Here is a 15,833-nt window from a genome sequence, read left to right as displayed (position 1 = left end):
TATCCATTAATTATTATAAGGTAGATAAAAACAAATAACAAGAATATCATTTGAAAATAAAAATATTGTATAAATTCAAAGACTAATTATAATATTAATGATAAAATATATCTATGATATTTTAAAATTTCTGTTAAGTTTTTGTTATATAAAATCAGGAGGGATATAATGCCAATCAATAATATAAACCATAAAGAGGGACATAAGAATAACATAATTTTAAAAGAAGTTAATATAAAAGGAAATTTGTGTGGGGAATTTGCTGAGTATACTATCGACCATGTATATGAGAACAAAGGAAGCAATGATGTTGAAGCAATTTATACTTTCCCGGTTCCAGATGGAGCTGTTATATCGGGCTTTGAGGCAGTGCTCGGCGGGAGGACAATAAAGGGATTGATACAAGATAAAGAGGAAGCAAATAAAATATATGAAAATTTTAAAAATAATGATAATAATACTTTTTTGCTCGAGGAATTTAGAGATAATATAATTAGAATAGTTATTGGTAAGATAATCTCTAATGAAGTTGTTCAAATAAAAGTATCATATATAGAGGAACTTAGTTATGAAAATAGAAATTTGAAATTAATTATTCCGACGATAATAACTCCAATAAATCTTTCTAGAGAGAATGGAATCATTAATAAAAATGATGATTACAAATTCACTTTGAGTTTATTAGTAGAATCTTTAACAAAATTAGAATTTAAGTGTTCTTCTCATAAATTAAAGGTTGAATATGAAGAAAATAATTTATATAAAGTGACACTTGATGGACAAAATCAAAGAATGGATGAAGATTTAGAAATAATACTAGAAGAGCAAGAGAAGGTAGAAACTACCGGAATGATATATGAATATCCGAGAGAGGATAAAGGGATTTTATATCTAAGATTCATTCCAGAGATTGAAATAGATCAAATAACCTCTGGAGAAAATTATATTTTTCTTCTAGATATATCAGAATCAATGGGTGGAGACAAGTTAACAGAGGGTAAAAATGCTCTTCAACTATGTTTAAGAAATTTAGCAGTAGGAGATACATTTAATATTGTTGCGTTTGGAGATAAACTTCATTATTTTTCTAAAGAAATAAAGGTTGAATTTAATGAAGAAAATTTGAGTACCGCTAGTAAATGGATTAAAGAACTTTCCGCTGAAAATGGTGCAGCTATTTTTGACGCAATAAAATATGCTCTCCTTGATAAAGATGATAAAGTGGAAAATATAATATTTTTATTTACAGACGATGTAGTTTACGATGAAAAAGAAATATTGAATTTTGTAGAAGATAATATTAAGGAAAGTAGAATATTCCCTTTTGGGATAAATACTTCAGTAAATAGCTATTTTATTAACAAATTAGCTAGAATTAGTTATGGCGCTGCAGAAGTTATAAATCCTGATGAGAGAATTGAAGATATAGTACTTAAACAATTTAATAGAATTAAAAATCCGATAGTTACTGATATTGAAATAGATTGGGGTAAAATGAAAGTTGAAACAACATTCCCAAGAACTATTGAATATATGTATGATAAGGAGCCATTTTCTATTTTTGCGAAGGTTAATGGAGAAGTGGGCGGAGTTGTAATATTAAAAGGAAAAGTAGGCAAAAATAGAATTCAGAGAGTAATTTTCTTGAATGATTTAGAACTTGAGGAGAATGTTAATCTAATTGAAAAAATGTGGTACAAAAAACGAATAGAATCACTTCAACATAGAGTTAAATATGAACGAGGAGAACTTCAAGAAGCAATGAATAATAAGATTGTTGAAATCTCTAAAAAGGTCGGTATAATATGCAAAGAAACCGCGTTTATTCTTTATGAGGAAATGGAAGACCCAATAGTAGGCATAAGAATAAGAGAGATTTTGCCTGTTAAAACAACGAAAAGATTGGAATCCTTTTATGATGATTTAGATGAGGATTCTGAATCAACATCATTTTATTATAAAGATGTTTCAAAACAAGAAGATAACCATGATAAATATGAAAACTATAATAGAAATGAGTTACTCAGACTTTTAGCTTCTAATCAGTTTGCTAGCGGTGCCTTTGGTATAAATGCTAAAGACACTTTAGGAAATAATATAAAATATACTATAAAGACAATATTAGCATTTATGATAGGCAGCGGAGACATAAAAATATATAAGAATCAATTAAATAAATCCTTAGAATTTTTAAATAAAACATTACAAAATATTGACATAAATTTAAATGATGAATTAAATTTAAAGAAACAAGATTATCTAAGTTTATTGTTAGTTTTTAAATTGTCTATAAAAAAAGATGTAGCATTATCTTTCCACAAAGAAAATATTGAAAAGAAAATTCAAGAAATTGAAGAAAAATTTCAATATCAAAATGTTAATGTAGATGAGATTCAAAAAGAATTTGTTAATGGGTTAAAGTTAGAAATTGAAGGATTAAATTCAGTATCTAATCAGTATAAGAATACACTTGATTTTATAATTAATACAACAATCTTAAAAAACATTTAAATATGAAAATCCTACATCTATATGTGGGATTTTTGTCTTAGTATTAATGACATTTCAGAAGGAAAGTCTCCAACTTCTATAAGTGGAAGTTATATATTTACAAATAAAAAACTTAAGTTGGATTATAAATTTCCTTCTGAAGTCATCAATGCAGCTTCTGCGAAGCTGTTGCAGCTCCGCAGGAGATGATTCAATAAAAAAATAAAGAAGCTGAAAAGAAAATAGCAAAAATACATATTGTTTATTTTAAGGTAGCTTAGTATAAGGAAGTAGGGTAATGATAATTGAAGGTATAAAAGATTTAAAATATTATGACTCAGAAATAATTATAAAAAGAAATAATATAAGAAATATGTTCATTAGTAAATCTAAAAATGTGAAAACAGGTGATATACAATGTATGTCAAATGATGACCTTAAAATTTTATTCCATTTATATGATGAAGAATTCTTTAATTTTTATTTTAGAAGAAACTTTAAGGGGACTTTAAAATTTTCATTATCTACAAGAATGACGTCAGCAGCAGGAAAAACCATATATAGTAGGAAAATAAAACTATTAGAAGAATCAGAAGAAACATATGAAATTAGGATGGGCATAAAATTCTTTTTTCAGTATTATAAGGTAGAAAGAGATAAGATTGTATCGGGAATTAAAACAAAAGATTCATTAGAGGCATTTCAAATAGTGTTTGAACATGAATTATGCCATTTAATTGAGCTACATCTTTACAAAGAATCTAGTTGCAAAAAGATTAGGTTTAAAACTATGGTTCACAATATGTTTTATCATACAGATGTTGTTCATCAATTGCCAAGTCAAAAGGAAATAATATCACAAGAATATGGATTAAAAATAGGACAAAAGGTAAGTTTTCTAAATGATGGTAATAAATATAATGGTTTCATATATAAAATTAACAAAAGAGCAACAGTTATGGTTAAGGATAATAAGGGAACTTATAGAGATGACATAGGTAATAAGTATTCTAAGTGGTATGTACAATTTGGAAAACTTAACTATTAGAAAGATAACTACTTTATTTTATAATATATGATATAATCTAGTAATAATTGATAATAAAATTTTGAATTATCTTTAACAAAATTATACAATACTTTAATAGGAAGGTGACAAAAATGAAAAAATTTCTTTCAGTAATATTATGTGGTGTAGTTGTCTTTGCATTAGCCGCTTGTGGAAAAACTGAGGTAAAAGACACTAGCACAAAAAGTGAAGTAAAAGAGAAATCAACAGTTGCAACTAAAGTAGAAAAACCAGCAGCATCTACAGTGGCGCCTACAGTTACACCAGCAGTTAAAAATGAAGACATAAAAAGTAGAGATGTCGTATTGTATTTTAGTGATGACCAAGCTATGTACTTTGCCTCAGAAAAAAGAACCATAACGTCACCTACAGCTAAGTCAATTGTAGAGGAATTAGTAAAGGGACCAGCTACTAAAAGTGGCAGTACAGCAAAAACATATGCAACATTGCCTAAGAATCTTCAAGTGTCAGATGTGCAAATCAAAGAAAAAATAGCTTATGTTAATTTGAAATCGGAACTAAAGGTAAAGGGATCAGCAGGAGAACAAATGGCTTTATTTTCAATAGTTAATACATTGGTTTTAGATAAGGATTTAGGAATTACAAAAGTTCAGTTTCTTCTTAATGGAGAAAAGGTTAAGACTATCGGTGGTCAATCTGATGTTAGTGAACCTATGAGTGAAAATAAAGAAATGATGAAATAATATAAAGTAGGTAACAATACTATAGTTTTTATAAAATGTTAAAGGCAAGTTTTATATTAGGTACAATTAAATAAATAACAAAATAATATGCTAGTCTATTTGTTTTGTTGTTTATTTTTATGTACCTAAAAACTTGCCTTTTACCCTAGGGATTTTTTGACAACCTAAAATGATCTTCACTACAACCCATACACATACTTACACACCCATATTATATCTTTCGACAACATACAAGCGTTACAGCACATGCATACATCTTTGCTCGACAATATGGAACCCCTTGGGAGCTAAAAATAATCTCTCGACCAAGAAAAACCCCTAGTTTTATAAAGATGACATCAATATAAATAGTTAAAAACAATGCTAGTTAATTTTCATGTGTCTTAATAAAACCTGCGGAGACCCATATTATCTTAGCTCGAATATTACACATCCGGGAGAACCATATATATACAGTTAGGCACATATACAGCTGTTAAGAACCCATAATAATCTTCCCGCCGGCATATAAAAAACCTTAGCAGATCTCATATACACCTTTGGCCGAACACTCTAAAGCTATTTCAGCCTACAAGCACTCTAGGCTCAACCATTTTAAATCATCTACTAACATTATTGTATGCTCTTTTTAATTTATTATACTATTAGGTCTTATAAAATAATAACTAGTTAAAAGACTAGCTTTTTTTCGTCTTTAAGGAATTGTAATTATATTTAGTTTTGATTTTTATGGTAAAATATATAATAGGTGGTGGAGAGATAATGAGTGGAACATTTCGATTTATTCATGTTGCAGACTTACATTTAGGATCATTTCTTAATATAAATGGAAAACCACAAGAAAAATTACAAGAATTGTGTAAAGGTGCTGTATATGATGGCTTCGAAAGAATTTGCCTCAGAGCTATTTCATTAAAGGTGGATTTTATATTAATTTGTGGAGATGTTTATGACAGTCATTTAAGGTCGGTAAGAGGAAATAAAATTTTTATAGATCAATGTGCACATTTAGGTCAAAAAAATATAAGCGTGTATGTAATTTACGGTAATCATGATGTTATGAATGGTGATGAGGAATTGTTTGCTTTGCCTCCTAGCTTACATATCATAAGTTCTGAAAAAACAGAAGTTTTCGAGGTATATAAAGAAGATAAAGTTATTGCAAAAATCATAGGAAAATCCTATAAACATCGATCCGAAAAAGAAAAATCTTACGAAAATTATTTATTAGATAATGATGTTTTTAATATTGCGATGTTACACACTGCATTAGAGGGAGATAATAAAAATTATATTCCTTGTACTTTAAATGAGCTTAAGGCGGTTCCCAATATTGATTACTGGGCATTAGGACATATTCATAAACAAAGTATTATAAATGATACTAAACCTATCATAGCTTTTCCAGGAATTCCACAAGGTCGTGATATGGGCGAGCAGGGAGTGGGCGGAGTTTATTTCGTCGAAGTAAACAAAAAAGAGGTTGTGCATATGGAGTTTTTACCCATATCAACAGTTGTGTATAAGAAGGTAGAGATAACAATAGAAGATGATAAAAAGATACAAAATTATAGTGATTTGCTCCTAGTTATTAATGATGAACTAAGTAGTTTATCATATGAATTTCCTGAAATTTCTATTGGAGTAAAATCATCGAATGTGGAATTATTAGATGATTTTAGAGGATATATTATTCGATTGGTTATAAGAGGAAAGACCGATATGCATAATAAGATAACTAATATGACAGAGGATGATTATAAACAGTTTTTAGAAAATATAAATGAAGAAATAAGTTCGCAGAAGTATTTTATATGGGTAGATTCTATAATATTTAGGACATCGATGGTTCAAAACTTTGAAGAGCTTAAATTACAAAATTCTATTTTTAATGATTTAGAAGAGGTGATTGGATTATATACTACGGATTCTGAGTTTAAGAATGAACTTGTGAAAAATTGGGGATCAATTTGGAAGAAGCAAATATTTACGGAAAATATAGAGGCCGATAAATTCGATTTTGATGAAGAAACGATTTCGGATATTATATCACAAGCTAGAGAACTACTTATCGAAAAATTAACAGAGGTTTTGGAAATAATGTAGGGTGGTGATAATTTGAAAATAACACAGCTAGATATTAGGGATTTCGGAGTATTTCAAGGCGAGAAATTAGAAGAATTGGGTAATGGAATTATAGTTATTGGTGGGGCAAATAGGTCTGGTAAAACCACCTTGATGCAAATACTTAGAAATATACCTTTTGGGTTTTCAAAAGGTAGCGAGTTACCACCGCCTAAATTCCAATATGATGTAAGATGTGATTTAAGTTCAGATAATGGAGAAGAAGTAAATGTACTCTTAAAAGGGTTTAGTAATCCAGAGGTAGTTTACAAAAATGCTGAGGTTAAAGTTTACAATAAAGGATTATATGATATAGATAAGGGAACCTACAAAGAATTGTTTACAATAAGTCTTGATGAGCTAAATAAGAGTTCGGATAAGGAAGATAGTAATTTACAATCAATGCTTCTAGGGGCTGGTTTTAAACATATTGTTAAGATTCCCGGGGTTGCTAAAGAATTAAGACAAAAGGCTAATGTTATTGGCGGAACTAGGGGAAATCCTGCTACTAAAATGTTTAAACCATTTGAGGAGAATATTAGAAAAGGTTTAGAGGGAAGAAAAAGATCCAATCTTCTGTTAACAGCTTATATGCAAAAAAAAAATAATTTGTTACGCCTTGAGGATAATATAATTTCAAAGGAAAAGCAGCTTCTTGAAAGTGATAATAATATAATTAAATTAGAACTTATAAAGCATAATTATGAGCTTAATGAAAAAAAGGAGAATCTTGTAACAGAAATTCAAACATATTCTTTTGGACCTGATTATGTAAAAGAATATAATATAGAAGGAGCAGAAAACTTAAAAATTCAATATATTAAAGAATTAGAGAAGTATAATAACGATAATTATGAATTCCAAAGGGAAACATCCAAGGAAAAACTTGTTAAGGTAATTTTAATGGAAAATAAAAGATTAATTATTAGCTATTATAATGGAATATCAGGAATTAAAGAGATAAGTAAGAATCTTATTTGTGTTAAAACTGAATACTATGAAAAAACTGGAACGATAATGAATAAGATAAAAAAAGCTAACGATAATTGGATTAAATTTGATGATGTTACAAAAGTTTGTTGTGATGAGATGCAACAGCATATTTTGAATCAAAACATTGAAAAGTATAAAAAGATAAAGGGTGATAAAATAAATCTTGATAAAAAAATAGAAGACGCAAAAATACACAGAGATGTTTTAGAAAAACAAATAGTCCCTCGAGATGCTATAACCTATATGAAAAAATATTTGTATATCACAATGCTATTTATGATTATAGGGTTAGTACTATTTTTTATAGATAAGATGCTTGGGTGCTCAATAATAATAAGTGGAGCGTTAGGTACAGCACTATATTTGTTTATAAATTATTCTAATAGGAAATTAATTATGGCTAGAAATGCAGAAATTAAAACGCAGATTGATAACATAATAATAAATTCTAAAAATAATTCCCAGGAAATAAAAAAGGTAGATGCAAACCTAAAAGAGCTAAACAACATAATGGATGAGTATAGGGATATTCTTAAACTTGACGAGCAAGTGTCAGTTGATGGGATCAAAGATTATTTTAAAACAGTAGTTTATTTAAAGGATGAGATATTTGAGTATTATCTATTAAAGAAAAAATTAATGGATCAGTTTGATGACCTTTGTGAAACTTTAAATAACATTGACAATATAATTAATAAATTTACTTTTTTTAATATTAAAAGCTTAGAGGGAATAAGTTTACCAAAAATATGTTTAGACAATATAGAAAGTATTTGTAGTGACTTATTATTAAAAATAGAAACCTTATATAAAAATTTGATTCTTTTAGATAAAGCTGATATGAGTTTTTCAAAGCTTAAAATATTAGAGAAGGAAATATTAGATTTTCTTTGTAAAAAGGATACAGAAAATATAATTTCAGATATAGAAAAGTATATTAATCATGGTGAAAAGTATAAAAGATATAGAAAACGGCAAGATGAATTTAAAATTATACAAGAAAAATTGTTGCAATCAGTAAAGAGCGGTCGTATAAAAGATATACTACATAATGTAAGGCATGATGCTTTACAAACTGATAATGAAAATCAAAATTTATTAATTATCCTTCAAGAGTTATATAATCAGTATATTAGCATTGATGAGATTAATTATGATTATAAAGTTTCAAGCAATGAAAATAAAGAATTAATTAGGGAACTGGATATTTTAAAAAATGAAAAACAGACATTAAAAGATGAGGTTGTGGCTTTAAATTCAGATGAGATGTTATTGCAGTATGAGAAAGATATTATAGAAGCAAGAGGTAAGCTAAGGCCACTTGCAGAGAAGTATGCCGTTTATAGTACGGCAGCCTTATTTTTAGAGAAAATCAGAGAAAGATTTTTAGAAAACACCAAGGATAAGTTATTAAAAGGAGCTAGTAATATCTTAAGTGAAATAACATCTGGTGAATATAAAGATATTATGCCGCAAGATGATTTAATGCAGGGAGACTTTAAAACAAAATTATCGGATGAGAGTATAAAGGAAAGTTCAAAAGAGTTAAGTCGTGGCACAAAAGAGCAATTATTTTTGGCAGTTCGTATAAGTAGAATAAAAGAAATTAAACCAAGGTTGCCAGTGATTTTTGACGATTCCTTTGTTAACTTTGATATAGCACATACAAAAAATACAGTTAAAGCTTTAGTAGAATTATCAAAAACAAATCAAATTTTTGTCCTTACTTGTCATGCAACTCTAGTAGAGGTAATAATGGCGAAATCTTCTAATGTTTTATACTTTAAATTAGAAAAGGGTAAATTTACAAAAAGTTCAGGTGAGAATTTAAAAGAATACCTTAAAGAACTATAAGGTAGATTTAAATTTCTTTGAGATAGGGGCATAGAAATGGTATAATAGATTGCTAAAAGCAATTATTAGAGGCATTTATAACAGGGTTATTATTGCAATTAAATGGAAAGTGAAGTGGTAGTTATTAGTAAGGCGTTATTTATTACAGAAAAACCAAGTGTTGCTGCGGAGTTTGCCAAAGCATTAAAAATAAATGGTAGAAAGTCAGATGGATTTATAGAGTCTGACAAAGCTGTAGTAACATGGTGTGTGGGACATCTTGTTACAATGAGTTATCCTGAAAAATATGATATAAAACTTAAAAAATGGTCTTTAAATACGTTGCCATTTTTGCCTAAATCATATAAATATGAAGTTATAGAAGGAGTTAAAAAACAATTTAATATAGTCAAAAGTCAATTACTTCGCGAAGATATTGATAGAATATATGTTTGTACAGATTCAGGAAGAGAAGGCGAGTACATTTACAGATTGGTAGATGAAATGGCTGGGTGTCCTGATAAGCAAAAACGAAGAGTGTGGATAGATTCACAAACAGAAGCGGAGATTATTCGAGGTGTTAAAGAAGCTAAGGATTTAAGCGCATATGATAATTTATCAGAAGCGGCTTATTTAAGAGCAAAAGAGGATTATTTAATGGGAATTAATTTCTCAAGACTTCTAAGTTTAGTCTATGGAAAGACTGTAAGCACTTATCTTGGAAAAAGTTATATAGTTATCGCTGTTGGACGAGTAATGTCCTGTGTTCTTGGGATGGTTGTCCAAAGGGAAAGAGAAGTTCGAGAGTTTACAGTTACTCCTTTTTATAGAATTATTGGAAGCTTTAATGTAAGCGAGGACTGTAATTATGATGGAGAATGGAAGGCTGTAGAGGGTTCAAAGTATTTTGAATCACCTATTCTATATAACGAGGGTGGATTTAAGACCCAGGAAGATGCCGAAAACTTAATAGGAGAGCTAAGAGATTCTAGTATTGATAATAATGTTTTGGTTGAAAATATTTCTAAGAAAAAAGAAAATAAAAATGCACCATTACTTTTTAATTTAGCAGAAATGCAAAATGAATGTTCTAAGAAATTTAAAATAAATCCAGAGCAAACTCTTAGCCTAATTCAAGCTTTATATGAGAAAAAAATGCTTACATATCCAAGAACGGATGCTAGGGTATTGTCTACAGCGATATCTAAAGAAATAGATCAAAATATAAAAAAATTAATGAAATTAAATGGAAATACAGAGATTAATAATATAGCTAAGAATATTATAGAAAAAAAATGGTATAGTGGTATTGCTAAAACAAAGTATGTTGATGATAGCAAGGTAACAGATCATTATGCTATTATTCCAACAGGTGAAGGACTTCAAAATTATTCATCATTAAAAGAAATGGAAAAGAAAGTGTATAATTTAGTGCTAAGACGGTTTCTCGCAATATTTTATCCACCGGCTGTGTACAACAAAGTTTCTGTTATAACAAAGATAAATAAGGAAAGATTTTTTACGTCAGATAAGGTTTGTGTCGAACTTGGTTACTTAGAAGTTTTAAAACCTGATAATGAAAGCAATGATAGAGAAAGTACAAATATGAAATTTTTAAGTCTGCTAAAAAAAGGACAGACGGTGACACTTAAGGAATTAGTAGTTAAAGAAGGTAAGACTTCACCTCCTAAAAGGTTTACTACAGGTTCGATAATTATAGCCATGGAAAATGCAGGTAAACTTATTGAAGATGAAGAGCTAAGAGAGCATATAAAAGGCTCTGGTATTGGTACAAGTGCCACGCGCTCAGGAATTTTAACAAAGCTTGAAAAAATAGAATATATTAAATCTAATAATAAAACTCAAGTGGTTATGCCTACACTACTTGGAGAAATTATCTTCGATGTAGTTAAAAATTCTATCCCTACTCTTTTAAATCCAGAATTAACGGCTAGTTGGGAAAAAGGATTAACAATGGTTACTCAAAGTGAAATACCGGGTGATATATACATGGATAAACTTGAAAATTATATAGTTAAAAATACTGATAGAGTACTTCAACTAAATAATGGATTGAGGCTTAAGAGCAAATTTGATATGGCAAGTGAATTTTACTAATATGACAATTAAAGGGAGATGGCTCTAATTGGCAAAAGATAAAATAATCTATGTTTGTAAAGAGTGTGGGTCACATGCTCCAAAATGGATGGGTAAATGTAGTGATTGTGGTGCCTGGAATTCATATGAAGAGAAACTTGTTAAGGCGACTTCTGCTAAACAAAATACTTTAAATAGTTTGGTAGCTGCAACTAAACCTACAAAACTAAAGGCAGTTCTTCAATCTAACAGTGATAGAATAATTACTGGAGTCTCAGAGTTTGATAGAGTTATGGGTGGAGGAATAGTTAGAGATAGTGTTACTATTATATCGGCTCCACCAGGGGCTGGAAAGTCTACACTTTTGCTGCAACTCGCAAATTCACTTTCATTGAAAGAATATAAAATTTTATATGCATCTGGAGAGGAAAGTAAAAGTCAAATTAAAAATAGAGCTGACCGAACAGTAAAAGAAATAGCCGATAACTTTTGGGTTGTTTCGGATACAAAGTTAGATGAAATAATACAACATATAGAAACAGTCGATGCAGATTTAATAATACTTGATAGTATTCAAACATTTACTTTGGACGAATATTCAAGTTCTAGGGCAGGTTCACCTACTCAAGTAATTGAATGCGCAACAGCTTTAAAGAATATAGCTAAAAATCCTGATAGACCAAGAGCTGTTTTTTTGGTTGGCCAAATGACAAAGGCCGATGAGATGGCAGGACCACGAATACTTGAGCATTTAGTAGACACTGTATTATATCTTGAAGGAGAAGATGGAGAAGAACTAAAACACTTGGTAAGTAAGAAAAATCGTTTTGGAAATACGGAAGAAAGTGGCATGTTTAGGCTTTCGGACGTAGGAATGGAAGAGATTACTGACCCTTCTGAGTTTTTTATGACCAAAAGAGATGAGTTAGTTCCAGGAAGTGCTTTAGCGGTTATAAAGGATGGAACAAGACCCATTGTTATAGAAATAGAAAGCCTTGTATCTAAATCTTTTACTCCTTACCCAAGCAGGCTAAGTGAGTGTTTTGCAAGGAAGGAACAACTGGGAACCCTTATTTCTATTCTTGAAGAAAGGGGAGGAATAGGGCTTTATGATAAGAACGTTATTATAAAAGCAACAGGCGGTCTTAAACTAACTGAAACATCGGTCAATCTTGCTGTAGTTATGAGCATAGCATCCTCATCGCTAAACCACGGAATAGCTACAGATACAGTATTTATTGGAGAACTCGGTTTAACCGGTGAATTAAAAAAAGTCCCATCTCTAGAACAAAGATTAAAAGAAGTAGACAGAATGGGATTTAAAAAGGCATACATACCTCAGAATTGTTTAAAAGCGGGGGTTAAATTTAAGAACTTAAAGATTATACCATGTAAAAAACTAACAGATGTTATAACAAAAGAATTCAAATAATAACGAAAAGGTCACTGAAATATTCACATAAATTTCAGTGGCCTTTTCACATATTATTTATTTTATAATTAATTCAAATAATTTCTTAGCAGCCTTTTTAGGACCATCTTTTTCTTGTCCTTTAACTCCAAGGGATGTTCTAATTTGTCCAACTTTTACTCCTGTTTTGAAAAGGTCCTCAAAATATTTATCAATAAGAACATTTACTAGCTCTTGTTTTTGTACAGGTCCAAATGGATTTGCAAAATAAGATGTTACAAGACCTAATTCGGTTGTAGTACCTTTTGCCATTCTAGCGCCTCTTTTACAAACATCAATTGCATCTTTTGTATTTGTAAAGAAACTAATTTCTTCCATACCATTTTTTACTTCTTCATAATTATTTGCATAAAGGAATAAATCTATAGGGTAACCCTTAATAATATCTTTATAGCTTGCTACTGGCATAACAAGTCTTGCGTTAATCTTATCAGGATTCATAAATATGCTTCTATCTATTTCTTTAAAAGCATAACCTGCATCTAGATCATCAAGTCTTACGAATGCTCCTATTTCAGTTCCAAAGGCTAGTGGTTTTGAATCTTCTTTTAAAGTTAAGTAACCCATATCATCAAATACTATGGTCATATCGCTTATATAATCTTCACTTAAACTTCTAAAAGCTTCTAAACTTTCAGATTTACCAGCACCGCTATCACCCATAATAACAACATTAGCACTGTTACCATTATTCATAATAATGTGTACCATCGCACCATGAATTGGTAGTGAACCTCGCTTAATCATTATTAAATTATGAAGTGTTAATGCCATCTTTTTTACATATCCAAAGTAATCTATTTCGTCACCATAATTTATATATCCAAGCATAATATCATTTTCCTTATCGTCATAAAATACTGTTTTGACATCAAGGGCAGGATCTTTGGCACCGAAAACAAAAACTATATCTGGTTTAATATCTCTGTACTCTTTTTCTTTTGCCATTTCGAATAAGTTACAAAGGGTTATTGCATGAGCCATAAAATCTCTATGAACATAAATGAATGCAAGGAGTGTACCTACCTTAGCTGGATAACAAAACCAATGGTCTGGGGTTATAGTACAATTTTTTAATGGGTTTTCAAAACATTCGTCAAAAATCCCATCACGTGTATTCTTTTTAGGGTAACTTATATAAGGTAAATCTAGAATTATTGCATCAATAAATGGAATGTTTTTCAATTGTTCATATCCTAAAGGCATTGGCCAATTTATAGTATTAACAATTAAACCAGCATTACCACCTGCTGGTAATTGTCTGTAAACTTTAGGTTTATAACCAACAACATTTTCTTCGATTTTTCTATATAAATCAAGTATAAGCATTGAAAAACCATTGTTAGCTTCAACAAAACTTGTTTTTTCTATACCTTCATTTATTTTATTGTTGTGAATTACAGTATATCTTTCAAGTTTTCTCCAAAAACTGTAGAAGTCTTCTACGAAATCTATAAAAGTACTTTTATTGTTTATAAGAGAACTATATTTAGTATTTAAATCTACAATTTCATTTGCATTTAGTACTGATAGGAGTTTAAACAAATGTATTATTAAAATATCTAAATCCTCAGTTTCTGTGTGTGTGTTTTCTATCAAATATTTGTATATATTTGATTTCTTCTTTTTGATTTTCTTGAGATAAGCGTTAAAAACTCTTCTGAATCCAACACTTTCTAATAATTTAACAGGAGTATTACAATATTTTGCAGTAAAATTTATCATTACTTTATCATTACTTAGGGAAAATTCTTTTCTCAAGTTGACACCTCCACGTATGATTACGTAATTATTTTGATAATTGAAATATATATTGATGAAAATTATCATAAACATCGATATATATTAGAATACAATATTATAATACTATAAAAGTGATATATTGACAATGCTGAAATTGCAAAACACTATTTTAGAATGTTAATTAAAGGGTGTAAGTACTAAGGTTATAATATTAGAAAACCTACTATTATAAGAGACTAAAATAAATGTATAACTATGACAAAATTGAGTTTAATTTTTGAAAGTTTTGCTATATAATTATAGCATTGATAAAAATAAAGGAGAAGTAAGGGGGAATGATATATTGAAAAATAAAGTGGCACCGCATATAATGGCAATTATATTAATGTTTATATGGAGTTTATCTTATTTAAGCATAAAGGTCGTATCAGAAGAGGTAAGTCCAGTATTATCAGCCTTTTATAGGTTTGTACTAGCCGCTATAATTTTATTTATAATATTAAAAGTAAAATTTCCTGAGGAAAAAGTTTTAAAAAGAGACAAATCTAAATTTGCTTTAGGTGGGCTTTTTGGAGTAGCAATATATTTCATCTTTGAGAATTATGCTGTAGCATTTACATCCGCATCAAATGTCGCAATTTTAATTGCATCAATACCTGTATTTACTATATTTTCCCAAAAAATAATTTTTAAAGAAAAATTAACTTATGGAAAAATATCTGGCGCTACCTTAAGTTTAGTTGGAATTATTATAATAATTGCATCTAAAGAAAGAGTAAGTTTTTTATCAAAAGGAAATATAGGAGATCTTATGGCGCTTGGGGCAGTGTTTTCTTGGGTAATTTATAACATGGTTTGTAGTAGCTTCAAAGGAAATTATAAAGTAATAACTATAACTACTTATGAGATCATGTGGGGATCATTATTTCTTAGTCCCTCACTATTGTTTAGTAATTTGCAAATTCCTTCTGCAAAGGTTATATTAAATTTAATTTTTCTATCAATTTTTTGCTCATGTGTCGGATATGTAGTATATGTACATTGCCTTAAGGAACTTGGAGCAACAATTATAACTACCTATATAAATTTACAGCCTATTATGAGTCTGATTGCAGCAGCAGTTATACTAAATGAAACCATTACGATTTGGCAGGTATTAGGGTGTGTAGTTATAATAGTAGGAGTAACTTTAGTTAGTTTAGACGGTAGGTTAAATTTTAGAAAACGGAAGAAGGTATATGAAAATTTATAACTATATTTAAAAAGGGATTATATTAACTAAAAAGTTAACATAATCCCTTTTATAAAT

The 15,833-nt window shown here is 29.3% G+C and carries 9 protein-coding genes; 8 read left to right on the top strand and 1 reads right to left on the bottom strand.

Translation table 11 applies throughout. From position 1 onward, the window contains the following. Nucleotides 1–168: 168 nt before the first annotated feature. From A7L45_RS16145 to radA, 7 genes are all read left to right on the top strand, one after another. Nucleotides 169–2,511 carry a VIT and vWA domain-containing protein gene (locus A7L45_RS16145; protein ID WP_071613743.1) on the top strand — a complete coding sequence of 781 codons (2,343 nt, stop codon included), beginning with the start codon at nucleotides 169–171 and terminating at the stop codon, nucleotides 2,509–2,511. 277 nt (nucleotides 2,512–2,788) lie between these two features. Continuing rightward, on the top strand, nucleotides 2,789–3,538 hold the full coding sequence (locus A7L45_RS16140; RefSeq protein WP_071613742.1) for a hypothetical protein: 750 nt from the start codon (nucleotides 2,789–2,791) through the stop codon (nucleotides 3,536–3,538). 113 nt (nucleotides 3,539–3,651) lie between these two features. After that, a complete protein-coding gene (locus A7L45_RS16135; protein ID WP_071613741.1) occupies nucleotides 3,652–4,263 on the top strand; it encodes a GerMN domain-containing protein in 612 nt (203 codons plus the stop codon). 729 nt (nucleotides 4,264–4,992) lie between these two features. Beyond that, complete coding sequence (locus tag A7L45_RS16130; RefSeq protein WP_084647491.1) at nucleotides 4,993–6,369, top strand: metallophosphoesterase family protein; 1,377 nt, start codon at nucleotides 4,993–4,995, stop codon at nucleotides 6,367–6,369. Nucleotides 6,370–6,381: 12 nt separating this feature from the next. Then, nucleotides 6,382–9,234, top strand: coding sequence for an AAA family ATPase (locus A7L45_RS16125; protein ID WP_071613739.1), 2,853 nt, complete (start codon nucleotides 6,382–6,384; stop codon nucleotides 9,232–9,234). A 123-nt stretch (nucleotides 9,235–9,357) separates the two neighbouring features. Further along, a complete protein-coding gene (locus A7L45_RS16120) occupies nucleotides 9,358–11,331 on the top strand; it encodes a DNA topoisomerase (RefSeq protein ID WP_071615014.1) in 1,974 nt (657 codons plus the stop codon). Between the two features lie 28 nt (nucleotides 11,332–11,359). Beyond that, nucleotides 11,360–12,742, top strand: a complete 1,383-nt coding sequence (radA, locus tag A7L45_RS16115; protein WP_071613738.1) for a DNA repair protein RadA — start codon at nucleotides 11,360–11,362, stop codon at nucleotides 12,740–12,742. Nucleotides 12,743–12,799: 57 nt separating this feature from the next. Here the strand turns inward: radA and A7L45_RS16110 are convergent, their stop codons facing one another. Next, nucleotides 12,800–14,542 carry a phosphoenolpyruvate carboxykinase gene (locus A7L45_RS16110; protein ID WP_071613737.1) on the bottom strand — a complete coding sequence of 581 codons (1,743 nt, stop codon included), beginning with the start codon at nucleotides 14,540–14,542 and terminating at the stop codon, nucleotides 12,800–12,802. Nucleotides 14,543–14,867: 325 nt separating this feature from the next. Between A7L45_RS16110 and A7L45_RS16105 the strand changes: the two genes are divergently transcribed. Continuing rightward, nucleotides 14,868–15,776, top strand: a complete 909-nt coding sequence (locus A7L45_RS16105) for a DMT family transporter (RefSeq protein WP_071613736.1) — start codon at nucleotides 14,868–14,870, stop codon at nucleotides 15,774–15,776. Nucleotides 15,777–15,833: the final 57 nt, after the last annotated feature.

This window comes from Clostridium estertheticum subsp. estertheticum, from assembly GCF_001877035.1.
In the GTDB taxonomy this organism is placed as follows: Bacteria; Bacillota; Clostridia; order Clostridiales; family Clostridiaceae; genus Clostridium_AD; species Clostridium_AD estertheticum.
Note: the sequence above shows the minus strand (reverse complement) of the source record. Positions and strands in the feature narration are given on the sequence as shown.

What these genes read in the sequence shown, in the direction of transcription:
- A7L45_RS16140 (WP_071613742.1), top strand. Translation starts at nt 2,789, where the DNA reads ATGATAATTGAAGGTATAAAAGATTTAAAATATTATGACTCAGAAATA.
- A7L45_RS16145 (WP_071613743.1), top strand. Translation starts at nt 169, where the DNA reads ATGCCAATCAATAATATAAACCATAAAGAGGGACATAAGAATAACATA.
- A7L45_RS16135 (WP_071613741.1), top strand. Translation starts at nt 3,652, where the DNA reads ATGAAAAAATTTCTTTCAGTAATATTATGTGGTGTAGTTGTCTTTGCA.
- A7L45_RS16130 (WP_084647491.1), top strand. Translation starts at nt 4,993, where the DNA reads ATGGTAAAATATATAATAGGTGGTGGAGAGATAATGAGTGGAACATTT.